General features: G+C 71.0%; 23 protein-coding genes. 14 read left to right on the top strand and 9 right to left on the bottom strand.

From position 1 onward, the window contains the following. The first annotated feature begins 5 nt into the window (after positions 1 to 5). On the top strand, positions 6 to 551 hold the full coding sequence (locus tag ACPT94_RS38925; RefSeq protein WP_189936685.1) for an arginine repressor: 546 nt from the start codon (positions 6 to 8) through the stop codon (positions 549 to 551). Between the two features lie 272 nt (positions 552 to 823). Here ACPT94_RS38925 and ACPT94_RS38920 read toward each other — a convergent pair whose 3' ends face one another. The 6 genes from ACPT94_RS38920 to ACPT94_RS38895 all read right to left on the bottom strand — a co-directional run bounded on the left by ACPT94_RS38920 (position 824) and on the right by ACPT94_RS38895 (position 7937). Beyond that, positions 824 to 1624, bottom strand: coding sequence for an FAD:protein FMN transferase (locus ACPT94_RS38920; RefSeq protein WP_360349897.1), 801 nt, complete (start codon positions 1622 to 1624; stop codon positions 824 to 826). Continuing rightward, positions 1617 to 2744 carry an FMN-binding protein gene (locus ACPT94_RS38915; RefSeq protein WP_360349894.1) on the bottom strand — a complete coding sequence of 376 codons (1128 nt, stop codon included), beginning with the start codon at positions 2742 to 2744 and terminating at the stop codon, positions 1617 to 1619. The genes ACPT94_RS38920 and ACPT94_RS38915 overlap by 8 nt, the downstream gene beginning before the upstream one ends. Before the next feature lie 66 nt (positions 2745 to 2810). Beyond that, a complete protein-coding gene (locus ACPT94_RS38910; RefSeq protein WP_360349891.1) occupies positions 2811 to 4193 on the bottom strand; it encodes a ferredoxin reductase family protein in 1383 nt (460 codons plus the stop codon). 154 nt (positions 4194 to 4347) lie between these two features. Beyond that, complete coding sequence (locus tag ACPT94_RS38905; RefSeq protein WP_360349889.1) at positions 4348 to 6045, bottom strand: peroxidase family protein; 1698 nt, start codon at positions 6043 to 6045, stop codon at positions 4348 to 4350. 140 nt (positions 6046 to 6185) lie between these two features. Continuing rightward, on the bottom strand, positions 6186 to 6833 hold the full coding sequence (locus tag ACPT94_RS38900) for a pyridoxamine 5'-phosphate oxidase family protein (RefSeq protein WP_425247957.1): 648 nt from the start codon (positions 6831 to 6833) through the stop codon (positions 6186 to 6188). Between the two features lie 123 nt (positions 6834 to 6956). Next, positions 6957 to 7937 (bottom strand): hypothetical protein, encoded by a 981-nt coding sequence (locus ACPT94_RS38895; protein ID WP_425247956.1) that lies wholly within the window; start codon positions 7935 to 7937, stop codon positions 6957 to 6959. A 201-nt stretch (positions 7938 to 8138) separates the two neighbouring features. On the opposite strand from ACPT94_RS38895, the gene ACPT94_RS38890 reads away from it, so the two are divergent. From ACPT94_RS38890 to ACPT94_RS38870, 5 genes are all read left to right on the top strand, one after another. Further along, positions 8139 to 9332 carry an argininosuccinate synthase gene (locus ACPT94_RS38890; protein ID WP_360349881.1) on the top strand — a complete coding sequence of 398 codons (1194 nt, stop codon included), beginning with the start codon at positions 8139 to 8141 and terminating at the stop codon, positions 9330 to 9332. 117 nt (positions 9333 to 9449) lie between these two features. Then, the gene (gene argH / locus ACPT94_RS38885; protein ID WP_360349879.1) at positions 9450 to 10880 is read left to right on the top strand and encodes an argininosuccinate lyase; all 1431 of its coding nucleotides are present in this window, start codon (positions 9450 to 9452) and stop codon (positions 10878 to 10880) included. Positions 10881 to 11062: 182 nt separating this feature from the next. Beyond that, positions 11063 to 12034 carry an aldo/keto reductase gene (locus ACPT94_RS38880; RefSeq protein WP_360349877.1) on the top strand — a complete coding sequence of 324 codons (972 nt, stop codon included), beginning with the start codon at positions 11063 to 11065 and terminating at the stop codon, positions 12032 to 12034. 91 nt (positions 12035 to 12125) lie between these two features. Continuing rightward, on the top strand, positions 12126 to 12677 hold the full coding sequence (locus ACPT94_RS38875) for a TetR/AcrR family transcriptional regulator (RefSeq protein WP_360349874.1): 552 nt from the start codon (positions 12126 to 12128) through the stop codon (positions 12675 to 12677). Beyond that, complete coding sequence (locus tag ACPT94_RS38870; protein ID WP_360349872.1) at positions 12674 to 14197, top strand: MFS transporter; 1524 nt, start codon at positions 12674 to 12676, stop codon at positions 14195 to 14197. Before ACPT94_RS38875 ends, ACPT94_RS38870 begins: the two co-directional genes overlap by 4 nt. 193 nt (positions 14198 to 14390) lie before the next feature. Here the strand turns inward: ACPT94_RS38870 and ACPT94_RS38865 are convergent, their stop codons facing one another. After that, positions 14391 to 15080 carry a lysophospholipid acyltransferase family protein gene (locus ACPT94_RS38865; RefSeq protein ID WP_360349869.1) on the bottom strand — a complete coding sequence of 230 codons (690 nt, stop codon included), beginning with the start codon at positions 15078 to 15080 and terminating at the stop codon, positions 14391 to 14393. A gap of 284 nt (positions 15081 to 15364) precedes the next feature. On the opposite strand from ACPT94_RS38865, the gene ACPT94_RS38860 reads away from it, so the two are divergent. The 3 genes from ACPT94_RS38860 to ACPT94_RS38850 all read left to right on the top strand — a co-directional run bounded on the left by ACPT94_RS38860 (position 15365) and on the right by ACPT94_RS38850 (position 17673). Further along, positions 15365 to 16555, top strand: coding sequence for a glycerophosphodiester phosphodiesterase (locus tag ACPT94_RS38860; RefSeq protein WP_425247955.1), 1191 nt, complete (start codon positions 15365 to 15367; stop codon positions 16553 to 16555). A 68-nt stretch (positions 16556 to 16623) separates the two neighbouring features. Next, positions 16624 to 17130: an RNA polymerase sigma factor gene (locus ACPT94_RS38855; RefSeq protein ID WP_360349863.1), complete on the top strand. Its 507-nt coding sequence runs from the start codon at positions 16624 to 16626 to the stop codon at positions 17128 to 17130. A 45-nt stretch (positions 17131 to 17175) separates the two neighbouring features. Next, complete coding sequence (locus ACPT94_RS38850) at positions 17176 to 17673, top strand: GNAT family N-acetyltransferase (protein WP_360349918.1); 498 nt, start codon at positions 17176 to 17178, stop codon at positions 17671 to 17673. Here ACPT94_RS38850 and ACPT94_RS38845 read toward each other — a convergent pair. Next, a complete protein-coding gene (locus tag ACPT94_RS38845) occupies positions 17663 to 18079 on the bottom strand; it encodes a hypothetical protein (protein ID WP_425247954.1) in 417 nt (138 codons plus the stop codon). The genes ACPT94_RS38850 and ACPT94_RS38845 overlap by 11 nt on opposite strands. A gap of 1 nt (position 18080) precedes the next feature. Beyond that, on the bottom strand, positions 18081 to 18440 hold the full coding sequence (locus ACPT94_RS38840; protein ID WP_360349857.1) for a hypothetical protein: 360 nt from the start codon (positions 18438 to 18440) through the stop codon (positions 18081 to 18083). Positions 18441 to 19006: 566 nt separating this feature from the next. On the opposite strand from ACPT94_RS38840, the gene ACPT94_RS38835 reads away from it, so the two are divergent. From ACPT94_RS38835 to cbiE, 5 genes are all read left to right on the top strand, one after another. Next, a complete protein-coding gene (locus tag ACPT94_RS38835; RefSeq protein ID WP_425247953.1) occupies positions 19007 to 20059 on the top strand; it encodes a methionine ABC transporter ATP-binding protein in 1053 nt (350 codons plus the stop codon). Continuing rightward, complete coding sequence (locus ACPT94_RS38830) at positions 20056 to 20793, top strand: methionine ABC transporter permease (RefSeq protein ID WP_425247952.1); 738 nt, start codon at positions 20056 to 20058, stop codon at positions 20791 to 20793. Before ACPT94_RS38835 ends, ACPT94_RS38830 begins: the two co-directional genes overlap by 4 nt. An 87-nt stretch (positions 20794 to 20880) precedes the next feature. After that, positions 20881 to 21708: a MetQ/NlpA family ABC transporter substrate-binding protein gene (locus tag ACPT94_RS38825; RefSeq protein ID WP_425247951.1), complete on the top strand. Its 828-nt coding sequence runs from the start codon at positions 20881 to 20883 to the stop codon at positions 21706 to 21708. A 193-nt stretch (positions 21709 to 21901) separates the two neighbouring features. Beyond that, positions 21902 to 22540: a GNAT family N-acetyltransferase gene (locus tag ACPT94_RS38820; protein ID WP_360349846.1), complete on the top strand. Its 639-nt coding sequence runs from the start codon at positions 21902 to 21904 to the stop codon at positions 22538 to 22540. Positions 22541 to 22634: 94 nt separating this feature from the next. Beyond that, entirely contained in the window at positions 22635 to 23873 is a 1239-nt protein-coding gene (gene cbiE / locus ACPT94_RS38815; protein ID WP_360349843.1) for a precorrin-6y C5,15-methyltransferase (decarboxylating) subunit CbiE, read from the top strand. Positions 23874 to 24068 lie beyond the last annotated feature (195 nt).

Genomic DNA, 24068 nt, shown 5'->3' with positions numbered 1-24068 from the left:
CGACGATGAGCCAGGCGCAGGACCACGAGCAGCCGGGGGCGAACGGGCCCGCCGTGCCGCAGACGCGCACCGCCCGCCACCGCCGGATCGTGGACATCCTCAACCGGCAACCGGTCCGCTCCCAGAGCCAGTTGGCGAAGCTGCTCGCCGACGACGGGCTGAGCGTCACCCAGGCGACGCTCTCCCGGGACCTGGACGAGCTGAACGCGGTGAAGATCCGCAACACCGACGGCGACCTGATCTACGCGGTGCCGAGCGAGGGCGGTTTCCGTACGCCTCGCGCCCCGCTGGGGGAGTCGGCGAAGGAGGAGCGGATGCGGCGGCTGTCGCAGGAGCTGCTGATCTCCGCGGAGGCTTCCGCCAACCTCGTGGTCCTTCGCACCCCGCCGGGCGCGGCCCAGTTCCTCGCCTCGGCGATCGACCAGGCCGAGCTGCACGACATCCTCGGGACGATCGCCGGCGACGACACGTTGCTGCTGATCAGCCGGGAGCCGACGGGCGGTCAGGCCCTGGCCGACCACCTGCTGCGCCTGGCTCAGAACGGCCACTGAGGGGGCGGGCGGCGGTCGTACGCCGACCGCAGGTGGGGTGCGGGCTGGTCGCGCCCACGCGGCGGAGCCGCATGCCGACACGGCCCCGCGCCCCTTCAGCTCCGCTGAGCTGCGGGCAGTCGTGCCTCCCCCAGTGCCTCAAGGGCCCGGGAGGCGCCCCAGGGTGGCACGGGTGGGCGCTGGGGGTCCCCCTCTGGGGGAGGCACCCCGCCCGCGCCGGGCTGCGCGAACCACCCTCCGGCGCGGACCCCGGCCGCGCAGCAAACCGGCGGTCAGCCCAACCGGCTCGCCAAGCCCCCGGTACACCGCACCTCGTCGCCCGCCGTGATCAGCAGAGCCTCCACGTCCGGCAGCGACTCCAGCCAGGCCAGCCCCTCCCGCGACCCCATCGCGAACGCGGCCGTCGCCCAGCAGTCCGCCCAGGTCAGGCTGGGGGCGACGACCGTCACGGCGACGAGGTCGGTCACCGCGGAGCGGCCGGTGCGCGGGTCGATGATGTGGGCGCCGCGCTCCACCGTCCCGGAGGTGGCGACGGCCAGCTCGTCGGCGCCGGCCGCGGAGACGACCGCCGCGAGTCCGCCCGGCCGCAGCGGATCGGACACCCCGACCCGCCACGGGCGCTCCGGCCCGGGCACGCCCAGCAACTGCACATCGCCGCCGCCGTTGACGCTCACCCCGCTCACGCCCGCCTCGGCGACGAGACGAGCCGCCCGCTCGGCGGCCCACCCCTTCACGATCCCGGTCGGGTCGAGCCGGCCCTGGTAGCGCGTGCTGAACCAGCCGTCGCTCGTCCGCTCCGCCTCGGCGCCCAGCTCCAGCACCTCGGCCACCTCGGGATCGCACTCCTCGACGCTCAGCTCCCCGCGCGCCAGCCGGGAGATCTGGCTGTCCTCGCGGTAGGTGCTGAACACCTCGTCGACCCGGTGCAGTGAGGCGACCGCCTCCCGGAGAGCCGCCTGCACCGCCGCGGATTCCCCGCCGCGGACGTCGAAGGAGAAGACCGTCCCCATGACCTCCTCCGCGTGACGCACCGCGGCGGGAGCCTGCGCCGACTCGGCCACCGTGTCAGCCACCGGCCTGGTCCAGCGCCGACTGCAAGGACTCCTTGTAGCCCGCGCTGGTGTAGGTGGCCCCGGAGACCGCGTCGATGTCGGCGTTGCCGGCGGTGACCGCCGCCTGGTTGAGCTTGGGTACGGCGTTGGCGGTGATCTGGTCGCTCTGGCCGCCCTTGGGGGCCTGGACGGTCTCCGCCTTGGTGATCTTGCCGTTGGCGACGGTGACGCGGACCTGCACCGTCCCGTACTGCGTCTGGGCCGCCTTACCGGTGAAGGTGCCGGACGCCTGGGCGCTCCCGGAGCCCTGCGACCCCGAGCCCTGAGACCCGGAGCCCTGAGACCCGGAGCCTTGAGACCCGGAACCCTGCGACCCCGAGCCCTGCGATCCGGCGCTCGCGTTCGCCTTGTCGATCGCCGACTGGAGGGACTTCTTGTAGCCGGCGCTGGTGTAGGTCGCTCCGGAGACCGCGTCGATCTGCGGGCTCTGCTTGGTGACCACGGCCTGGTTGAGCTTGGGTACGGCGTTGCCGGTGATCTGGTCGCTCTGACCGCCCTTGGGCTGCTGGACGGTCTCCGCCTTGGTGATCTTGTTGTTGGCGACGGTGATCCGGACCTGCACGGCCCCGTACTGCGTGTCCGCCGCGTCACCGGTGAAGGTGCCGGAGACCTGGGCGGCGCCGCCGGAGCCCTGCGACCCCGCGCTCGCCTTCGCCTTGTCGAGCGCCGACTGCAGGGACTTCTTGTAGCCGGCGCTGGTGTACGTGGCCCCGGAGACCGCGTCGATGTCCGCGCTCTGCGCGGCGACCGCCGCCTGGTTGAGCTTGGGTACGGCGTTGGCATTGATCTGGTCGCTCTGACCGCCCTTGGGCTGCTGCGCGGCCTCGGCCTGGGTGATCTTCCCGTCGGCCATGGTCAGGCGGACCTGCACCGGCCCGTACTGCGTCTGCACCACGTCGCCGGTGACCGTGCCGTTGCCCGCGGCGGCCTGGGCGCCGCCCTGGACCGAGGACTGCGGGGGCAGTCCGGCTGCCGAGTTGGCCGGGTCGTCCGCCGGCTTCAGCGACAGCAGCAGCACGATCCCGGACACGGTGGCGGCGCTGGCGAGCACTACACGCCGCAGAGGGTGGCTTTTCTTCATCGCTCCTGATTCCCGTTGCTTGCCGTGGGTCCGTGGTGCTTCCCGCCGGCCCGTGGATTCCCGTCGTCACATCTCGAACGACTCGTGATGGATGCGGCGGGCGGGGACCCCGGCGCCGCGCAGTGCCTCGTACACGCCCTGGGCGAAGCCGGCCGGCCCGCACATGAAGACGTCGTGCTCATCGATGTCCGGCAGCTTGCGGCGCAGGGACTCCGCCGAGATGTCGGGTCGCTCACCGTCGGGGCTGTTGACCGCGTACATCAGCCGCGCCCCCCGCTCGTCGGCGATCTTCGCCAGCTCGTCCCACAGCGCCAGGTCCTGCGTGCTGTTGGCCCGGTAGAGAAGGGTGATGTCCCCGGCCGCGCCCGGCAGCGTCTCGAAGAGCGCCCGCATCGGCGTGATCCCCACCCCGCCGGCCACCAGCAGCACCTTGCCCTGGCTGCGCCGGGACGCCGTCATCGCGCCGTAGGGGCCCTCGGCCCACACCTTCACGCCGGGCTTCAGCCCGCTCAGCGCCGAGCTGTGGTCGCCGTTCGCCTTGACCGTGATCCGCAGCAGCCCCGGACGCGGCGCCGCCGACAGCGAGTACGGGTGCGAGCTGAACCGCATCCCCGGAGCCATGAACCGCCACCGGAAGAACTGCCCGGACTCCGCGCCCATCCGGTGCAGCTTGCGCCCGCCGATGAGCACCGACACGATGCCGGGCGCCTCCTCGATGACCGCCTCGACGTACATCCGGTGCCGCAGGTTCAGCCGGATCGGCGTGAGGATGCGGTACCAGATCACGAGCGCGGTGACCGACCCGTACAGCACGTACCAGGCGGTCTTCGCGGTCGGCTCCACGACGAAGTCGTTGCCGGTGGTGAGCTGGTGCCAGAAGGTCAGGAACACGGCCGCGTACGTCAGCAGGTGGACGTGGTACCAGGTGTCGTACGGCATCCTGCGGCGCACCGGGCCGATCGAGACCAGCCCGATGACCAGCAGCAGGCCGGTGCCGATGGCGGCCTTGCCCATGTCGGGCAGCTGGTTGATGGAGTCCATGGTCTGCTGGACGATGTCGCCGAGCGACTTGCCGGCCTGCAGCGCGTATCCCCACATGATGAGGAACACGTGCGCGAAGGTGAGGCAGAGCGTGTACCGGCCGGACATGGCGTGCCAGCGCGCGACCCGGTCCGAGCCCACCCGCCGCTCCAGCGCCGGCACCCGCGCCATCTGCAGCACGACGAGTGCCATCAGATACCCGGCCAGCAGGCCGGTGATCCGTCCCGCCTGGAGGATCCTGCCATTGGTGTCCGCGATGGACGGCGTGTTGTTCCACCACAGCCACAGCACACCCGCCGCGCCCGCCCAGACGGCGAGCAGCAGCGGGACGGCCGGGGAGCGGCGCGGACGGATGCGGCGCATCGTCTGGCGGCGGGCGGCACGGCCGCCGGCGATCGTCGTGGTCACGGTTCCTCCGTGGGTACTGACCCTTGGCCCACAGATACGTGCCGACTCCGCCGAGTGTTCAGCGCCCGCCGAGTCCGGTGCGCGGGTTCGTGGTGGAACACGCGGGTGGGCCGGGGGAAGCGTCCCCCCGGCCCACCCGCGCCCCCGGTTTCGGCTAGCTCACACCCAGGGGGTTGAGCAGATCCGCCCGCCCCTGGAAGGCGTACAGCAGCAGGTCCGTCATCTCGAAGACGTTCTTGGCTTCGCGCTCCTGGACGGGGCTGAGGAAGGGGCGCCAGAAGGGGTCGCGCACGATGGAGTGCCGGCTGCCCTCGATGGCCCGGTGGAACACCTCGGCGACGATGCGCCCGCCGACGCCCGTCAGCTTTCCGCCGCCCCTCACCTCGGCCTCGCGCAGCACGTAGAACCACAACGGGCAGTGCCTGGCGAGCTGTCGCCTCAGTCCGTCGGAGAGCTGCGCGCCGCCGCCCTCCGCGAGGTCGGCCGCGGTCAGCGGTTCCACATCGACCTTCCGGTCGACGAAGTGCTCGACCATCTGCTGTCCCGTCGCGAGCCGCAGCATCGAGGCCCGCGTGAGGTTGCGGAAGGCGAGGTTCAGCTCGATGGCCGGCGGCGCCGGCTGCCCACGGCCGCCGAAGGCGCCGAGCGGCAGGTTGGCGAGCGGGTTCACCAACAGGGTGTCGATGCGCTTCGCGACGTTGAACTGGGCGTCGGGCACCAGGAGTTCGGCCTGGTCCGGCACCGCCTCCCTGAAGGCGAACAGACGCCGGAAGTCGGCGATCCAGTTGGTGGGCAGGCGCTCGAACTCGCCCGCCTCCGGGTCGTTGGGGTCCGCGGGAGGCGGGGAGAGGATGCCGCTGGTGCCGCTGAACTGGAACAGCAGCTCCAGGGTGCCCCGGCCCCGGTCGAAGACCCTGTTCCAGTTGTAGCGGGCCCGGACCATGCTGTGGCCCAGCCGGTAGGCGGCCACGGAGAACTCGATCGGCATCGTCGGCCGGTCCTGCTCGCTCGGGGCCGGCTCGAACACCCGGCGCCCGCCCGTGAAGACGTCCGTGACGACGGCGGGATCGACGATCCGGGGCAGGAAGTCGTGCACCAGCATCCACTGGTAGTGCTTGACGACCGTCTCGCGCGCCGACTCGAACAGCACCGCGCTGGACACGCCCTTGTCGACCAGGTCGGCCACCACGCGGTTGTGGAACCGGATGAAGGCGTTGTGGATCTGGGCGACGACGAGGTTCTCGTCGTTGCGCGGGTCCGGGATGAGCGCCCGGCGCCGCTCGGACCGCAGCGAGCCCGTGCCCACGCGGGGCAGGTCGAAGCCGGCGAGCGGCTGGCCGACGACGGAGGCGTCCCCCGGCACGCCCTGGGTGGTTCCGGTCTTCAGCCGGAGCCCGTCGTCCTCGTAGAAGCGGCGGTCGAAGCGGTGGTCCGGCCCGAGTCCGTAGAGGGAGTCGAGGTCCAGCGCCGGGGAGCGGCCCTGGAGGAGCTCCCGCACCGTGATCTCCTCCTCCAGGCGCACCGCGGTGGCGTCCAGCGTGAGGTCGTGGTCGACGAACTGGCCGAGGTAGGTGAAGCCGGCCGGTACGCCGGCCTGGTCGGGCTGGTCCCGGTCGGGGTCGGTCATCGCCTCGGCCAGCTCCGTACGGGCGGCCCGGTCGAGCAGCTGGGACGCCTTCGCCCGGGGGCCCAGCCGGGAGAACCGGAAGCGGCGCAGGGCCGCCACCGTGGAAGGCGCCAGCGGCTCCGCGGGGCCGCCGTCCGCCGACTCGGTGAGGACCCCCTCGCCGACGACGTAGAACGAGGAGCGGACATGGCGTTTGCTCTGTGGTTCGCGTGCGGGTCGGAACATGAATCCCCCATGTGGTCCCGATGCGCGAGAGCGCGCACGTGTGTGCCCACCGTAGGAGACGCGACCGACGGAAGGGAGAATTCCGTCAAATGCCCCAAGAAACGCTTGCGCGTACACATGGCGCACATGACATGTAGGCGTCAATTCGGGCGGGCGGGAGGGGAGAGGGGGGAGGGGGTGGGCAGCGGAGAGGAGGTGGGCGGCGGAGGGGAGGCGGGCAGCGGCAGGGGCAGGCCCGGCAGCCCGTCCATGCTCGTGGCCACGTGCTCCTTCTTCGCGAAGTACGCGCTGAGCGACTCGTCGTCCTCGCGCGCGAACCGCTTCCCGTGCAGGTCGCGGTCCTCGTCGTACGTCATGAAGGGCACCGCGTACCCGCAGGTGTCCCGTACGAGTTCGGCGTGCACGACGATGATCGCGCGCAGGCCGTGCGGGGTGGGGTCGATGTCCGGGAAGTGGGCGAGGAGTTCCCGGAAGCGCGGGTCGTCGCGGAAGACCGGCTCGCCGCGCCCGTGCACCCGGACGATGTTCGGCGGGCCCTGGAACGCGCACCACATCAGGGTGATCCGGCCGTTCTCGCGCAGATGCGCGACGGTCTCCGCGTTGGAGCCGGCGAAGTCGAGGTAGGCCACGGTGTGCTCGTCGAGCACGGCGAACGAACCCCTGAGGCCCTTGGGGGAGAGGTTGACCGTGCCGTCGGCGGACAGGGGCGCGGTCGCGGTGAAGAAGAGGGGTTGCTCCTCGATGAACGTGCGGAGCCTGCCGTCTATGCGCTCGTAGGTCTTTCCCATGGCTGACGATTATCCGGGAACATCTTTCGACTGTCTAAGGAGTTCCGGTTTCGAACCCTCCCCGAACACGGCGGCGGCCGCCCCGGCCGACGTCTCGTCGGGGCGGCCACCACGCCTGTCACCTCACTGGTTCAGCGTGCAGGGCGCGAGGGCCTCCAGACCCTGCGGCTTCTCCGCGGTGCGGCCGATGGCCGTGGCGATGCGGTTGACCGTGGAGATGCGCTTGTCCTCCAGGGGGCCGAGGATCGCGTTCTGGACGAAGTTCGGGCCGCCCTGGCCGACCGTGTCGACAAGGCGCTTGTTGGCTTCGGCGATCTGGGTGTTGAGCAGCTCCAGGTTGCGGGTGACCTCGGCCTGGGCGGTGGCCGGGATCGCGGGGAGCTGCGAGGCCACGTCCGGGCAGCTGATCGTGCCGGCGGCACCGGCCTCACCCGCGTTTCCGGCGTTGCCGTTGCCGTTGCCGTTGCCGTTGCCGTTGCCGTTCGCGTTGCCGTTGCCCGCGTTGCCGTTCCCGTTCCCGTTCCCGGCGTTGCCGTTCGCGTTGCCGTTCCCGGCGTTGCCCGCACCCTCGGCGTTGCCCGCGTCCCCGGCGTTACCGGCGTCCCCGGCGTTGCCCGCATCCCCGGCGTTGCCCGCGTCCCCGGCCGCCGCGCCGCCGGCGTTCAGGGTGCAGGGCGCGAGGGCGTCGAGGCCCTGCGGCTTCTCCGCGGTGCGGCCGATGGCCGTGGCGATGCGGTTGACGGTCGCGATGCGCTTGTCCTCGAGGGGGCCGAGGATGGCGTTCTGGACGAAGTTCGGGCCGCCCTGGCCGACCGTGTCGACGAGGCGCTTGTTGGCTTCGGCGATCTGGGTGTTGAGCAGCTCCAGGTTGCGGGTGACCTCGGCCTGGGCGGTGGCCGGGATCGCGGGGAGCTGCGAGGCCACGTCCGGGCAGCTGATCGTGCCGGGGGACGCCGCGAGGGTCTTGGCGTTCGTGCCGCTGCTCTTGGACGCCTCCCCGGCGAGGGCGGAGTTCACGACCACGGCGCCGGTCAGCGCCAGAGCGGCGGCGCCGCCGATGACCGCCACGCGACGCTTGTTGTACTTCGGAAGAGCCCTGGACATGCGGATGCCTCACTTGGGTCAGGAGTGGGTTTACAAACGCGGCGCCAGCGTTCGGTGGGGAGTACGAGTAAGCGGTTGCCGTTGTTCAAAGGCTGTTTCAAAAAGTTCTGCGCGTCCGAGGGTTTGGGGACCCGGATTGACGAACCATGCAGACTCCTGCATACTCATGCATGTCAGCGAATGCACTGTGAGGAGAAACCCGTGACCGAGCGCGTCGTACTCGCCTACTCAGGCGGTCTGGACACCTCCGTCGCCATCGGCTGGATCGCCGAGGAGACGGGCGCCGAGGTCATCGCCGTTGCGGTCGACGTCGGCCAGGGCGGCGAGGACCTGGACGTCATCCGCAAGCGCGCCCTCGCGTGCGGCGCCGTCGAGGCCGAGGTCGCGGACGCCAAGGACGAGTTCGCCGACGAGTACTGCCTCCCGGCGATCAAGGCCAACGCCCTCTACATGGACCGCTACCCGCTGGTCTCCGCGCTCTCCCGGCCGACGATCGTCAAGCACCTCGTCGCCGCCGCGAAGAAGCACGGCGCCACGACCGTCGCCCACGGCTGCACCGGCAAGGGCAACGACCAGGTCCGCTTCGAGGCCGGCATCGTCGCCCTCGCCCCCGACCTCAAGTGCATCGCCCCGGTCCGCGACTACGCGATGACGCGTGACAAGGCCATCGCGTTCTGCGAGGAGAAGAACCTCCCGATCGCGACCACCAAGAAGTCCCCGTACTCCATCGACCAGAACGTCTTCGGCCGCGCCGTCGAGACCGGCTTCCTCGAGGACATCTGGAACGCCCCGATCGAGGACATCTACGAGTACACCCAGAACCCGGCCACCCCGCGGGAGGCCGACGAGGTGATCATCACCTTCAAGGAGGGTGTCCCGGTCGCCATCGACGGCAAGCCCGTCACCGTCCTGCAGGCCGTCCAGCAGCTCAACGAGCGCGCCGGCGCCCAGGGCATCGGCCGGATCGACATGGTCGAGGACCGCCTCGTCGGCATCAAGTCCCGCGAGGTCTACGAGGCTCCCGGCGCGATCGCCCTGATCACCGCCCACCAGGAGCTGGAGAACGTCACCGTCGAGCGCGAACTCGCCCGCTACAAGCGGCAGGTCGAGCAGCGCTGGGGCGAACTGGTCTACGACGGCCAGTGGTTCTCCCCGCTCAAGCGCGCCCTGGAGGGCTTCATCAACGAGGCCAACCAGCACGTCACCGGCGACATCCGGATGACCCTGCACGGCGGCCGCGCGGTCGTCACCGGCCGGCGCTCGGACTCGTCCCTGTACGACTTCAACCTCGCCACCTACGACACCGGCGACACCTTCGACCAGGCCGCGGCCAAGGGCTTCATCGACATCTACAGCCTGTCGTCGAAGATCGCCGCCAAGCGGGACCTCGCGTAACGCCGAGACCCACCTCACACGCACTAGCCTGACAACCGCCTCCTCACTCACGTCGTGGGAGGCGGTGGCACATCCGGATCCACTGCCTTCATCCACTGCCTTCTAGGAGCAACGCAAGTGAGCAGCAACAGCGGTGACGTACGGCTCTGGGGCGGCCGTTTCGCCGACGGCCCCGCCGAGGCCCTGGCGAAGCTGTCCGCGTCCGTCCACTTCGACTGGCGGCTCGCGCCCTACGACATCGCCGGTTCGCGCGCCCACGCGCGCGTGCTGCACAAGGCGGGCCTGCTCACGGACGACGAGCTGACCCGGATGATCGCCGGGCTCGACCAGCTCGAGGCCGACGTCGCCGACGGCTCCTTCGTGGGCACGATCGCCGACGAGGACGTGCACACCGCTCTCGAACGCGGCCTCCTGGAGCGCCTCGGCCCCGACCTCGGCGGCAAGCTGCGCGCCGGCCGCTCCCGCAACGACCAGGTCGCGACCCTCTTCCGCATGTACCTGCGAGACCACGCCCGGATCATCGGCGGCCTGATCGCCGACCTCCAGGACGCGTTGATCGGGCTGGCCGAGGCCCACCCGGACGTGGCGATGCCCGGTCGCACCCACCTCCAGCACGCCCAGCCGGTCCTCTTCGCCCACCACGTCCTCGCGCACGTGCAGTCCCTGTCCCGGGACGCCGAGCGGCTGCGCCAGTGGGACGAGCGCACGGCCGTCTCCCCGTACGGCTCCGGCGCGCTCGCCGGCTCCTCCCTCGGGCTCGACCCGGAGGCCGTCGCCAAGGATCTCGGTTTCGAGCACGGCAGCGTCGGCAACTCCATCGACGGCACGGCCTCCCGCGACTTCGTCGCCGAGTTCGCCTTCATCACCGCGATGATCGGGGTCAACCTCTCCCGGATCTCCGAGGAGATCATCATCTGGAACACGAAGGAGTTCTCCTTCGTGACCCTGCACGACGCGTTCTCCACGGGCTCGTCGATCATGCCGCAGAAGAAGAACCCGGACATCGCCGAGCTGGCCCGCGGCAAGTCCGGCCGTCTGATCGGCAACCTGACCGGCCTCCTGGCCACGCTGAAGGCCCTGCCCCTCGCCTACAACCGTGACCTCCAGGAGGACAAGGAGCCGGTCTTCGACTCCTGCGACCAGCTCGAGGTCCTTCTCCCCGCCTTCACCGGCATGATCGCCACCCTCACCGTCAACCGCGAGCGCATGGAGGAACTGGCCCCGGCCGGCTTCTCCCTCGCCACCGACATCGCCGAGTGGCTGGTCAAGCAGGGCGTGCCGTTCCGGGTCGCCCACGAGGTCGCCGGCGAGTGCGTGAAGGCCGCCGAGGCCGAGGGCAAGGAGCTCGACGAGCTCACCGACGAGCAGTTCGCGAAGATCTCCACCCACCTCACCCCGGAGGTCCGCTCCGTCCTCAACGTCCCGGGCGCCCTGGCCTCCCGCAACGGCCGCGGCGGCACGGCACCGAGCGCCGTCGCGATCCAGCTGGCAGAGGTGAAGGCGGACGTGGCGGCCCAGCACGAGTGGGCGGACGCCAAGAACAAGTAGCCGTCAGGAGTGTGCCCCCAGGGGACACGGGCCCCTCGGGGGCGCGGGGCCCGCGCGATCGACCACCACGCAGCCGCACTCGCCGAATCACCGCAAGACCCGAGTTCCACGGCGCTCACCGCAAGGTCATCGCGGGTTACGTTGGTCGGGAGCCGAACCGGAGCCGACCCACGGAGCCCGCGATGCCCTTCGCACGACTGGCCACAGCGACAACCCCGACCTGCCACATCGGACTGGGCCTCGCCGCCGTCGGCCGCCCCGGCTACATCAACCTCGGCCGGGACGAGGACCTCGGAGAGGACCGCAGCGTCGAGACGCTGCGCGCCCGCACCCACGAGCTCCTCGACGCCGCCTACGCCCAGGGCGTCCGCTACTTCGACGCCGCCCGCTCCTACGGCCGCTCCGAGGAGTTCCTCGCCGACTGGCTGAGGGCGAGGCCCGACGTCGACGACATCGTCGTGGGCAGCAAGTGGGGCTACACCTACACGGCCGGCTGGTCCACCGACGCCGAGAAGCACGAGGTCAAGGACCACAGCGTCCAGACGTACGAGCGTCAGCGCGCCGAAACGGCCGACCTGCTCGGCGACCGGCTCGACCTCTACCAGATCCACTCGGTGACCCCCGACAGCCCGGCCCTCACCGACAAGGAACTCCACGCCAAGCTCGCGGAGGCCGCCGCCCAGGGCCTGACCGTCGGCTTCTCCACCAGCGGCCCCGCACAGGCCGACGCCGTCCGCGCCGCCCTCGCCGTCGAGGTCGACGGCACCCCCCTCTTCCGTACGGTCCAGTCGACGTACAACGCCCTGGAGACCTCGGTCGCCCCCGCCCTCGCCGAGGCCCACGACGCCGGACTCACGGTGATCGTCAAGGAGGGCATGGCGAACGGCCGCCTCGCGCAGCCGCACGCACCGGACGTCCTGAAGGCGGTGGCGGCGGAGACCGGTCTCGGCTGCGACGCGGTCGCCCTCGCGCTGATCCTGCGGCAACCGTGGGCCGGGGTCGTCCTCTCCGGCGCCGCGACCACCACCCAGCTCGCCTCCAACCTGCACGCGGCCGCCGTCGACCTCGACGAGGACCAGCTGGGCCGCCTCGCCGCCCTGGCCGAGGACCCGCGGGCCTACTGGGAGCGGCGCGGACAGCTGCCCTGGCACTGAGAACCCCACGCGGCGGCCACCAGGACTGCGCACGTGAGTCACGCATGCCCAGCATGAGACGTCAATGTCTCACATGGTCTACCCTTGTCTCATGGCCGTCGACCGTGACCACGTACTGCGCAGCGCCGCAGCCCTGCTGACCCGCAAATCCACCGCGACCATGGACGAGGTCGCCAAGGCCGCCGGGATCAGCCGGGCCACCCTGCACCGGCAGTTCGCCGGACGCGACGCGCTCGTACGGGCGCTGGAGGCACTCGGCATCGCGGAGTGCGAGGCGGCCCTGGACCGGGCCCGCCCCGACGACGGCCCCGCGAGCGAAGCCGTCCACCGCCTGGTGCGCGAGATCGAACCCGCCGCCGCCCTGCTCGCCTTCCTCTACACCGAGAACCAGCTGTTCGAGGGCGAGGAGCAGAACCAGGGCTGGGCCCGGATCGACGACCGCATCGCGACCCTGTTCCGGCGCGGCCAGGCGAGCGGCGAGTTCCGCATCGACCTCACCCCGGGCTGGCTCACCGAGGCGCTGTACGGGCTGCTGGCCTCCGGCGCCTGGGCGGTCATGGAGGGCCGGGTCGCCCGCAAGGACTTCACCCACATGATCGTCGAGCTGTTGCTCGGCGGCGCACTACGGAGAGAGGAATCATGACCAGCACCCTGCAGCCGGCGACCACGACCGAGGCGGTGAAGCGCCCGGGCCGGTGGCTCGCGCTGTCCGTCCTCGTGCTCGCCGTGCTGCTGGTGGCCGTCGACGCGACCGTCCTCGGCCTCGCGACCCCGTACATCAGCGAGGACCTCAAGCCCTCCGGCACCCAGCTGCTGTGGATCGGCGACGTCTACTCCTTCGTCATCGCCGGTCTGCTGGTGTCGATGGGCAGCCTCGGCGACCGCATCGGCCGCAAGCGGATCCTGCTCGGCGGCGCCACGGCGTTCGGCGCGATATCCGTCCTCAACGCCTACGCGGCGACACCGGAGACGATGATCGCGGCCCGCGCCCTGCTGGGCGTCGCGGGCGCGACCCTCATGCCGGCCACCCTCGCCCTGATCCGCAACCTCTTCCACGACCCGCGGGAACGCAGCCTGGCCGTGGGCATCTGGGGCGCGACCGCGTCCGCCGGTACGGCAGTCGGCCCGATCGCCGGCGGCTTCCTCCTCGAGCACTTCTGGTGGGGCTCGGTCTTCCTCATCAACCTGCCCGTGATGGCGGTCCTCGTCGTGGTCGGCGTCAAAACCCTGCCCGAGTCCCGCAACCCGAACCCCGGCCCCTGGGACCTGGCCAGTGTCGTGCTGTCGCTGGTCGGCATGATCGGCGTCGTCTACGCCGTGAAGGAGGCTGCCACGCACGGCCTCACCTGGGCCACGCTCACCGCGGCCCTCCTGGGCGCGGCCGCCCTGTACGGCTTCGTCCGGCGCCAACTGGCGCTCCCCGCCCCGCTGCTGGACATGCGCCTGTTCCGCGACCGCGGCTTCAGCGGCGCGGTCCTGGCCGACCTGCTGACCGTCCTCGGCCTGTCCGGACTGGTCTTCTTCCTCTCCCAGTACCTGCAACTCGTCCAGGGCAGGCGCCCGTTCGAGGCGGGTCTGGCCGAACTCCCCGCCGCGGTCGGCGCGGTGGCTGCCGGTCTGATCGCGGGCCGGGCGGCCCGCCGCCTCTCGGTGCGCGCGGTCGTCTCCGGCGGCCTCGCGGCCATCGGCCTCGCACTGGCCGCCCTGACCGTGATCGACGAGTCCACCGGCTACCCGCTCCTGGGAACGGCCCTGCTGGTGGTCGGCCTGGGCGCCGGCTTCTCCTTCACGGTGACAGCCGACGTGATCCTCGGATCCGTCCCCAAGGAACAGGCGGGCGCGGCGTCCGCGGTCTCGGAAACGGCGTACGAACTGGGCGCGGCCCTGGGCATCGCCGTACTGGGCTCGATCGTGACGGGCGTGTACCGGGGCTTCCCCGCTCCGGCAGGCACACCGGAAGAGGCGCACGAGTCACTGGGCGGTGCGGTGGAGGTCGCGGGGCACCTGCCGCCGGCGACCGCGCAGGACCTGCTGTCCTCGGCGCGGGAGGCCTTCGTCGACGGCCTCGGGATCGCGGCGGGCGCGGGGGCGGCGGTCCTGCTGGCGACGGCGGTCGCGGCATGGTTCATGCTGCGCGGCCAACGGCTGGGGAACGGACGTTAGGGACGCGGGGCTGCATCCAATATGCGGCTCCGCCGCGATGGGGCCCCCGCGCATGAGCCCCCCGCGCATGGGCCCCTCCCGCCCGGCGAAGCCGAGCGTGCGGGCGAAGCCGAGCGTGCGGGAGAAGCCGAGCGGGGGGGGCGATCAGCCCTCACGCACCCGCGCCCGAAGAACGGCCCGACCGCCGGAGGCGCTACGCGGCCTTGGCCTTCGTGGCGTACATGTCCACGTACTCCTGGCCCGACAGCCGCATGACCTCAGTCATCACCGAGTCGGTCACCGCCCGCAGCACATAGCGGTCCCGGTCCATCCCGTCGTACCGCGAGAACTCCATCGCCTCACCGAACCGGACGGTGACCCGCCCCGGGCGGGGCATCCCCGCACCGCCCGGCTGCAACTTGTCCGTCCCGATCATCGCGAAGGGAACAACGGGCGCCCCGGTCATCAGCGTCAGCCGCGCGATACCGGTCCGCCCCCGGTACAGGCGGCCGTCGGGCGAGCGGGTCCCCTCGGGGTAGATCCCGAAGATCTTCCCCTCCTCCAGCACGCGCCGACCGGTCATCAGCGCGGCGACGCCCCCGCGCCCGCCGTCCCGGTCCACCGGGATCATGCCGACGCCGGTGAAGAACCAGGCCATCAGCCGGCCCTTGAGGCTCTTGCCGGTGACGTACTCGTCTTTGCCGATGAAGAAGACCTGCCGGTCGCACACCAGCGGAAGGATCATCGAGTCGATGAAGGTGAGGTGGTTGCCGGCCAGGATGACCGGGCCCTCGCCCGGGATGTGCTCCACGCCTTCGACCCGGGGGCGGAACATCAGGCGCATGACCGGTCCGAGCACTGCCTTGATGAGCGCGAAGCGGGACAACGAGCCCTCCGATGTCAAGGGAAAACGGTATGAGTCTGTGCAGGTGAGGACGATACTCGCGGCAGCCCGGCTGCCGCACATCGGGTTCACCGAGGCCTTACGCACTGTTGACGTACGTTTACCTGTACGGGGTGCCCCGACGCGGGTGCGACACACGGGCGAAGCATCCGACACTCCGTCATGAAACGTTGGCCATCGGACATTCCCCGTCACCCGGGCGTTCGTACCGACGCCTCCCTTCGGTCATGTGTACGCCCCTACGATCGGCGCGCACGGGACGAGCCGACGGCAGGAGGACCCTCATGGGCACGCAGGAGTCGCAGAAGTCGAACAGCCGGACGGGCGGAACCGGGCGGCGGGCGTTCCTCGGGGCGGCGGCCGTGCTCGGCGCCGCCGGAACGGGCCTCGGCCTCGCCGGCACCGCGAGAGCCGCCGACGCGCCGCTCGGCGCGGGCCACGGCGGCAGGGGCCTCAAGAGCCTGCCCGTGCCGACGATCATCGGCCACCGGGGCGCCAGCGGCTACCGGCCCGAGCACACCTTCGGCTCGTACCAGCTCGCCCTCGACCTGGGCGCCGACATCGTCGAGGCCGGCGACCTCGTCCCGACGAAGGACGGTCACCTGGTCTGCCGCCACGAGCCCGAGATCGGCGGCACCACCGATGTCGCGAGCCACCCCGAGTTCGCCGACCGCAGGACCACCAAGGTCCTCGACGGGGTCTCCACCACCGGCTGGTTCACCGAGGACTTCACGCTCGCCGAGCTGAAGACCCTGCGCGCGACCGAGCGCATCCCGGCCAACCGCCCGCACAACACTCTCTACGACGGCCGCTGGGAGATCCCCACCTTCGAGGAAGTCCTGAAGTGGCAGGACGAGCAGACCCGTAAGCGCGGCAAGCAGGTCTGGATCTACCCCGAGCTCAAGCACCCCACGTACTTCCGCAAGCTCGGTCTGGGCCTGGAGGAGCGGGTCGCCAAGCTGCTGCGCAAGTACGGCAAGGACGGCAGGAACGCGCCGGTCATCCTGCAGTCCTTCGAGCCGACCAGCATCCAGCGCCTCAACAAGCTGGTCGACAACCCCCTCGTCGTCCTCCTCTCCGGCGCCACCACCCGCCCCTGGGACTTCGTCGAGACGGGCGACCCCCGCACCGTCGCCGACCTCGTCACCCGCAAGGGCCTGCGGGAGATCGCCGGCTACGCGCAGGGCATCGGCCCGACGCTCGACCTGGTCATCCCGAAGGACGCGAGCGGCAACCTCACCACGCCGACCACCCTGGTGAAGGACGCCCACGCGGTCGGCCTGATCCTGCACCCGTACACCATGCGCAACGAGAACCCCTTCCTGCCCGCGAACTTCCGCAAGGGCACCGACGCGGACGCCTACGGCGACGTCTTCGGCGCGTACCGGACGTACTTCGCGACCGGTATCGACGGCGTGTTCACCGACCAGCCGGACACCGGCCTGCTGGCCCGCGAGGACCACGTCAACGGCTGAGCGACCCGTTGGGGTGACAACCGGCCGCCCGGGCAACCCTCGGCCCGGGCGGCCGCGTCGTGCCGCACATGAAGCACGAGTTGCTCGCGGCCCTGCGCCCCCTGCTCACGGCGGAGGCCTCCGCCGAGGCCCACGCCACCGGCACCGAGCCCGCCGACCTCGAACAGGCCGTCTGGCTGCGCCTCCTGGAACACCTCGCCACCGACGGCCCGCCCCTCGACCCGCAGGGCTGGCTGCGCCGCGCCGTCCGCGCCGAGTCCCGCCGCACCCGCCGCACGACCCGCCGGGAACGGCCGTACGAGACCGACCCCGCCGACGACGGCGAGCGCGGTCCCGAGCACCTCGTCCTCACCGCCGCCCGCCATCGCGCACTGCGCGACGCCGTGCACCGCCTCCCCGGCCGTTGCCCCCGGCTCCTCCAGGCGCTGCTGTCGCCCGAGGACCTCACGTACCGGGAGATCGCGGGGGAGTTGGGTATCTCACAGGGAAGTCTGGGACCGGAACGTTCCAGATGTCTGGGATGTCTGCGACGTCTGCTGACGTCGGAGGTTGCGGCCCGCGAAGTGCGGGGATAGGAGTGAAGGACCACAGGCGATCAGGTGAGCGGGAGGCGTGCGCACATGGGCATGAGCGTGACCATCTCGGTGGCGACCGAGCAGGATGCCGAGCAGATCTTCAGGCTGCAGTACCTCTGCTTCCAGAGCGAAGCCGCGCTGTACGGCAACTACCGCATCGCCCCGCTCGTCCAGAGCCTCGACGAGGTCCGGCAGGAGCTGGCCTCCGACTGCGTGTTCGTGGCCCGGCTCGGCGACGAGGTCGTCGGCTCGGTCCGCGGCTCCATCACCGAGGACGGCGCCGCCGCCATCGGCAAGCTCTGCGTCCACCCCCGCCTTCAGGGCCACGGCATCGGCGCGCGGCTGCTGCGCGCGGCCGAGTCGGCCCTGGCCGAGGAGCGGGGCGCCAAGAAGTTCCGCCTGTTCACCGGCCACCGCAGCGAGGGCAACCTCCGCCTCTACCGCCGCGTCGGCTACGAGACGGTGGGCACCGCCGAGGGCACGGACGGCGTACCGATGATCGTCCTGGAGAAGGCGGCGGGCCAGTACGCCGCTACTGCTTAGCCGTCCGCGACTTCCGCAGCCAGTACAGGGCCGACAGCGGCAGCAGCACCGGGATGAACACGTACCCCATGCCGTAGTCGGACCAGACCGTCGCGTCCGGGAAGGCCGACGGCTCGATCAGGGTCCACGTGCCGACGATCAGTACGCCCGCGAGTTCGGCGGCGCAGCACACCTGTGCCGCCCGGCGGGCCGTCTCGCCGCCTCGCACCAGCGAGTAGGTGATGAACCCGTACACGAGCCCCGCCACCGCCGACAGCGCGTACGCCAGTGGCGCCCGGTCGAACTCGGTGGCGATCTGGTACGCCGACCGTGACACGGCTCCGACCACCATCACGCCGTAGAACCACACCAGCACCATGCCGGGTCCGCTGATCAGCCGCTCGGGCTTGTGCTGAACGGCCGTCATCTCAGCCTCCCCAGATGTCATAGAGCCGTACTTCCAGGACGGCGAGGACGACCGCTCCGGCCGCGACCGTCACCGAGCCCCACCGCGTCCGCTCGGCCAGCGACATGAATCCCGCCGCCGGCACGCAGGCGAACGCCCCCAGCAGATACGCCACGAAGATCACCGTGCCCTGCTCCGGCTTCTCGCCCCGCGCCAACTGCACGATTCCGACCACCAGCTGCACCAGCGCCAGCACCGAGACCACGGCCATGCCGATGAAGTGCCAGTCCTTCGTCGGCTGGTCACGGTAGGCCGCCCAGCCGCACCAGGCGGCGAGCAACAGCGCGGCGACACCGGTCACCAGCGTCAGGACGTCAAGCATGCAGCGACCTTATTACGGCGCAATCGGCCCCCTGTCGCCGGGCCGACCGCCGTGGCCTTGGCCACAACGCGGGCGGCCCGCGAGCTCGGAACCGACCTGGGGTCGCGGCGCCGGTCCCCCTTGTCCGCACTGGTCATCGACGGGGGAGTGGCGACCGTCGCCCATGTCCGAGGGCTGTCCACGGCTGTCCAGTATGCGGACAGCGAGGCTTTGTCAGGACCGTAGGTCTGCTTTACTGATCGCATGACCACGACGAGCAGCCGCACCCTTGCGACCGAGGCGACCATGACGCCCGGTGCTCGTTGTATGTGTCGAATGTGCGCCTTCTAGAGGGCCCCCGCACCACCCCGAGCTCGCGCCCCGAAGCGAGATGCCGTGGCATGTCCGTACGCCGTGCGTACGTGACGACCAGCCGCCCCACTGCCTGAACGGCGTGGGGACCCCCACCGCGCACATGTTCTCCCCCGGTTCCATCGCCACCGCGAGAACCGTGTCGCGTCCCTGACCGAAATGCACCCGTGCCCGGGCACACCCACGCCCGCGCACTCGACAGTGACGGAAACCCAGTGATCACCACATCGGGCCTGACGAAGATCTATCGGGCCGACCGCTCGCGCGGCCGCGAGGTCACCGCCCTGGACGGCGTCGACCTGCACGTCCGGGAAGGCGAGGTGTACGGCGTCATCGGCCAGTCCGGCGCCGGCAAGTCCTCGCTGATCCGCTGCATCAACCTCCTGGAGCGCCCCACCTCCGGCACGGTCACCGTGGCCGGCCAGGACCTCACCGCCCTCGCGGGCCGGGGTCCCCGCGCGGGCCGGGAGCTCCGTGAGGCGCGCAGCCGGATCGGCATGGTCTTCCAGCACTTCAACCTGCTGTCCTCGCGGACCGTGCAGGACAACGTCGAACTACCGCTGGAAATCCTCGGCCGGTCGGGGAAGGAACGTTCCCGCAAGGCCCTCGAACTGCTTGACCTCGTGGGCCTCGCCGACAAGGCCAAGGCTTACCCCGCCCAGCTCTCCGGCGGCCAGAAGCAGCGTGTCGGCATCGCCCGCGCCCTCGCCGGCGACCCCAAGGTGCTGCTCTCCGACGAGGCCACCAGCGCCCTCGACCCGGAGACCACCCGCTCGATCCTGCAGCTGCTGCGCGACCTCAACCGGCAACTCGGCCTGACCGTCCTGCTCATCACGCACGAGATGGACGTGGTCAAGAGCATCTGCGACTCGGCCGCCCTCATGGAGCGAGGCCGAGTCGTCGAGTCCGGCACGGTCAGCGAGCTGCTCGCGACCCCCGGCTCCGAGCTGGCCGTCGCGCTCTTCCCGGTGGGCGGCGAGGCCGGCGGCGACGACCGCACCGTCGTCGACGTCACCTTCCACGGCGAGGCCGCGACCCAGCCGGTCATCTCCCAGCTCTCGCGCACCTACAACATCGACATCTCGATCCTCGGCGCCGCCATCGACACCGTCGGCGGCCTCCAGATCGGCCGCATGCGCATCGAACTGCCTGGCCGCTACGAGGACAACGTGGTGCCGATCGGCTTCCTGCGTGAACAGGGTCTCCAGATCGACCTGCCCGGCGTCGCGGACAGCGAGCCCCTGCTGGTGAAGGACGGTGCCAAGTGACCTGGTCCGACATGCAGCCCCTGCTGGAGCAGGCGTGTTGGGACACCCTCTACATGGTGGGATGGTCCACGCTCATCGCCGTCGCCGGCGGCCTCCCGCTCGGTATCCTCCTGGTCCTGACCGACCGGGGCGGACTGCTGCAGAACGTCGTCGCCAACAAGGTGATCGGGCAGGTCGTGAACATCGCCCGCTCCATGCCGTTCATCATCCTGATGGTCGCGCTGATGGGCTTCACCCGCTCCCTCACCGGCACGACCATCGGGCGGGAGGCCGCGATCGTGCCGCTCGCCATCGGCGCCATCCCGTTCTTCGCCCGCCTTGTCGAGACGGCTGTCCGCGAAGTGGACGGCGGGCTCGTCGAGGCCGTGCAGGCGATGGGCGGCAACACCTGGACCATCGTGCGCAAGGTCCTCGTACCCGAGTCGCTGCCCTCGCTGATCTCCAGCACCACCACCACGATCGTCGCCCTCATCGGCTACTCCGCGATGGCCGGCACGGTCGGCGCCGGCGGCCTCGGCGACATCGCCATCCGCTACGGCTACCAGCGCTTCGAGACCGAGCTGATGTGGATCACGGTCGCGGCCCTCGCCGTCGTCATCTCCCTCATCCAGTTCGCCGGCGACTTCGCGGCCCGCTCCCTGCACCGCCGCGGCGGCCGCTCGGGCCCCGCGCCGAGGCTGCGGCTGCTGAAGGCCAAGGAGCCCGCGGCCGCGGACGTCAGCAAGGTCGCGTGAGCCCGGCGCCCGCCCGCGCCACCCCCTCTCAGACTCCCCGTTCACCCAACCACGGGGTCGCACCACCCATCAGGAAAGGCACTTTTCGTGCGTAACACCGCCAAGATCACCACCGCCGTCCTCGCCGCCGGAGCCCTCACCCTCGGGCTCACCGCCTGCGGCGCGGACAAGGGCTCCGGCTCCGACACCAGCGGCCCGCTGATCGTCGCCGCGAGCCCGACCCCCCACGCCGAGATCCTCACCTACGTCAAGGACAACCTGGCGAAGAAGGCCGGTCTCGACCTGGAGGTCAAGGAGTTCCAGGACTACATCGTGCCGAACACCGCGACCGAGGACGGCTCGGTGGACGCCAACTACTTCCAGAACCAGCCGTACCTGGACGACTTCAACAAGAAGCGCGGCACCCACATCGTGCCCGTCGTCACGGTGCACCTGGAGCCGCTCGGCCTCTACTCCCACAAGGTCAAGAAGGCCGACGCCCTGAAGAGCGGTGCGACCATCGCCGTCCCGAACGACGCCGTCAACGAGGCGCGCTCCCTGAAACTGCTCGCCGACAACGGGCTCATCACCCTCAAGGACGGCGTGGGCAACTCGGCTACCCCGCAGGACATCACCGAGAACCCGAAGAAGCTCAAGTTCAAGGAGATCGAGGCGCCGCAGACCGCGCGTTCCCTGGACGACGTGGACGCCGCGGTGGTCAACGGCAACTTCGCCATCTCCGCCGGGCTCAAGCCCGCCCAGGAGGCCCTCGTCCTGGAGTCCGCCAAGGACAGCCCGTACGGCAACTTCCTCGCCGTGAAGGAGGGCAACCAGGACGACCCGCGCGTGAAGAAGCTGGCGAAGCTCCTCACCTCCGCCGAGGTGAAGAAGTTCATCGAGGACAAGTACGCGGGCTCCGTCATCGCGTCCTTCTGACCCGGAGAACGGGGCGCGGTCCCGCCGCACACCTCCGGCCGAACCGCCACCAGTACGCACGGGGTCCACTCGAACACTTGGAGTGGACCCCGTGGTGCGGTTCAGTGCTTTCATGCTGCATGCTGGGCAGTTCAGCGGGCCTGACGGTCAGGCAGGTCGGCCCCCGACGGTTTCGAAGGTTACGGAGCGGCGCATGACGAGCACCTTCCCCACCATCTCCATCAGCACGGAGCGGTTGGTGCTGCGTCCCCTCGACGAGGACGACGTGCCCGCTCTGGCCGAGATGATGAACGACGAGCAGATCGCGGCCTGGACCGACGTCCCCCAGCCCTTCACCGAGGCCGGCGCCCGCGGCTGGATCACCGAGTACGCCCCCGCCGAACGGGCCGCGGGCCGCGGCCTCGACCTCGCCGTCACCGAGTTCCTCACCCAGCGGCTCGTCGGTGTCATCCAGCTCGGCAAGACCAACTGGCACGTCCGATCCACCGAACTGTCGTACATCATCGCCCCCTGGGCCCGCGGCGAGGGCTACGCCTCCGAGGCGGCGCTGGCCACCGCCCAATGGCTGTTCACCGACCAGAAGTTCGAGCGGATCGAGCTGCGCACGGCCGCCGACAACACCGCCTCACAGCAGGTCGCGCAGAAGATCGGCTGTATCAGCGAGGGCGTCCTGCGCAACGCCTGCATAGCGCGCGCCCGCGCCGGGGACGGCACCTGGACCGAGGTGCGCACCGACTTCATCGTGTGGAGCCTCCTCCCGGAGGATCTGGAGGGCGCCGGGGAACAACTCGCGGAGAGCGGCGGCTACCCGTCGTACACCGACTGGAACTGACCCCCCGGCCGCGGCACCGCCGCCGCCCGGACCGGCTCGACCAGGTACTCTCACCAAGCCCGCTGCCTGCGTGAACCCCGGGAGACTGACGACGATGGCCGACCGCGTCACGGTGATCGGCTGGGACGGCTCGCCGCTGACCGCCGCGGCCCGCTCCGCTCTGGGCGCCGCCACGCTGGTGGCCGGCGCCGCCCACCACCTGGCGCTGCCCGAGGTACCGCCCGCCGCCGAACGCATCCGCCTCGGCAGCGTCTCCCTCGCCGCCCGTCGCATCGCCGGCCACCGGGGCACCGCGGTGGTCCTCGCCGACGGCGACCCCGGCTTCTTCGGCGTCGTACGCACCCTGCGCGCCCCCGAGTTCGGCCTGGAGGTCGAGGTCGTCCCGGCCGTCTCCTCCGTCGCCGCCGCCTTCGCCCGGGCCGGCATGCCCTGGGACGACGCCCAAGTGGTCGTCGCACACCGGCGCACCCTACGACGCGCGGTGAACGTGTGCCGAGCCCACACCAAGGTCGCCGTCCTCACCTCGCCCGGCGCCGGCCCCGCCGAGCTGGGCCTGCTGCTGGAAGGCGTCCACCGCACCTTCGTCGTCTGCGAGGAACTCGGCACCGACCGCGAACAGGTCAGCGTCGTCACTTCCGACAAGGCCGCCGACCACACCTGGCGCGACCCCAACGTCGTCATCGTCATCGGAGGACCCGCCGGCCCGGTGGGCGCCGGGGAGAGCGGCTGGATCGCCGGCCGCGACCCGGGCACCGGCCCGCGCGGCTGGGCCCTGCCCGCCGAGGCGTACGGCGGTGGACTCGGCGAGGGCGAGGCGGAGCTGCTGCGCGCGGCCCAACTCGCCCGTCTGGGACCGCGCGTCGGCGACCTCGTCTGGGACATCGGCTGCGGCAGCGGTGCCTTCGCGACCGAGGCCGCGCGGGCCGGGGCGGCCGTCATCGCCGTCGACCGCCGCCTGGAGGCGTGCGCCCGCACCGACGCCACCGCGCGCCACTTCGGCGTGCAGCTCCAGATCGTGCGCGGCACCGCACCGCAGGTGTTGGAGAACCTGCCCGAACCGGACGTCGTCCGCGTCGGCGGCGGGGGAGTGGCCGTGGTCTCCGCGGTCGCCGACCGCCGGCCACAGCGCATCGTCACCCACGCCATGACCCGTGACGCCGCCGAACTCGTCGGCCGCGACCTCACCGAACACGGCTACCACGTCGAGTGCGCCCTCCTGCAGGCGGTCGAACTCGACACACGGGCCTGGACGGAGACGGAACGCAGCGTCGCGTTCCTGCTCAGCGGGGTGTTGCCCGACCGTACGGCCCAGCCCGTTCCGCCCTCCCCGTGATCCTGTTGTCGTACCGCGCGCGGTAGGCTGGCCGATCGTCGTACCGCATTCGGCCGCCCGGCTTTTCGTCGGTCAATGTCCGGAAAACCCATCCGTTTTGGGGTGTGTGTGGTACGGCAGAACCGGAGGGCGCGCAACGTGGCGCAGTCCACAGCGGAGCGTCGCGGATCAAGGTGTCGCGACGCGACGACGGCC

Source organism: Streptomyces aurantiaciflavus, assembly GCF_049808595.1.
GTDB lineage: Bacteria > Actinomycetota > Actinomycetes > Streptomycetales > Streptomycetaceae > Streptomyces.
The sequence above is the reverse complement of the archived record's forward strand: the minus strand, read 5'-3'. Positions and strand labels throughout refer to the sequence as shown.

Bases quoted from the DNA above. Each gene is read 5' to 3' on its own strand.
- ACPT94_RS38845 (WP_425247954.1), bottom strand. From the start codon at position 18,079: ATGACGGCCGTTCAGCACAAGCCCGAGCGGCTGATCAGCGGACCCGGC.
- ACPT94_RS38880 (WP_360349877.1), top strand. From the start codon at position 11,063: ATGCCCTTCGCACGACTGGCCACAGCGACAACCCCGACCTGCCACATC.
- ACPT94_RS38820 (WP_360349846.1), top strand. From the start codon at position 21,902: ATGACGAGCACCTTCCCCACCATCTCCATCAGCACGGAGCGGTTGGTG.
- ACPT94_RS38850 (WP_360349918.1), top strand. From the start codon at position 17,176: ATGGGCATGAGCGTGACCATCTCGGTGGCGACCGAGCAGGATGCCGAG.
- ACPT94_RS38900 (WP_425247957.1), bottom strand. From the start codon at position 6,833: ATGGGAAAGACCTACGAGCGCATAGACGGCAGGCTCCGCACGTTCATC.
- ACPT94_RS38840 (WP_360349857.1), bottom strand. From the start codon at position 18,440: ATGCTTGACGTCCTGACGCTGGTGACCGGTGTCGCCGCGCTGTTGCTC.
- ACPT94_RS38855 (WP_360349863.1), top strand. From the start codon at position 16,624: ATGAAGCACGAGTTGCTCGCGGCCCTGCGCCCCCTGCTCACGGCGGAG.
- ACPT94_RS38895 (WP_425247956.1), bottom strand. From the start codon at position 7,937: ATGTCCAGGGCTCTTCCGAAGTACAACAAGCGTCGCGTGGCGGTCATC.
- ACPT94_RS38925 (WP_189936685.1), top strand. From the start codon at position 6: ATGAGCCAGGCGCAGGACCACGAGCAGCCGGGGGCGAACGGGCCCGCC.
- ACPT94_RS38915 (WP_360349894.1), bottom strand. From the start codon at position 2,744: ATGAAGAAAAGCCACCCTCTGCGGCGTGTAGTGCTCGCCAGCGCCGCC.
- ACPT94_RS38860 (WP_425247955.1), top strand. From the start codon at position 15,365: ATGGGCACGCAGGAGTCGCAGAAGTCGAACAGCCGGACGGGCGGAACC.
- ACPT94_RS38870 (WP_360349872.1), top strand. From the start codon at position 12,674: ATGACCAGCACCCTGCAGCCGGCGACCACGACCGAGGCGGTGAAGCGC.
- cbiE (WP_360349843.1), top strand. From the start codon at position 22,635: ATGGCCGACCGCGTCACGGTGATCGGCTGGGACGGCTCGCCGCTGACC.
- ACPT94_RS38875 (WP_360349874.1), top strand. From the start codon at position 12,126: ATGGCCGTCGACCGTGACCACGTACTGCGCAGCGCCGCAGCCCTGCTG.
- ACPT94_RS38905 (WP_360349889.1), bottom strand. From the start codon at position 6,045: ATGTTCCGACCCGCACGCGAACCACAGAGCAAACGCCATGTCCGCTCC.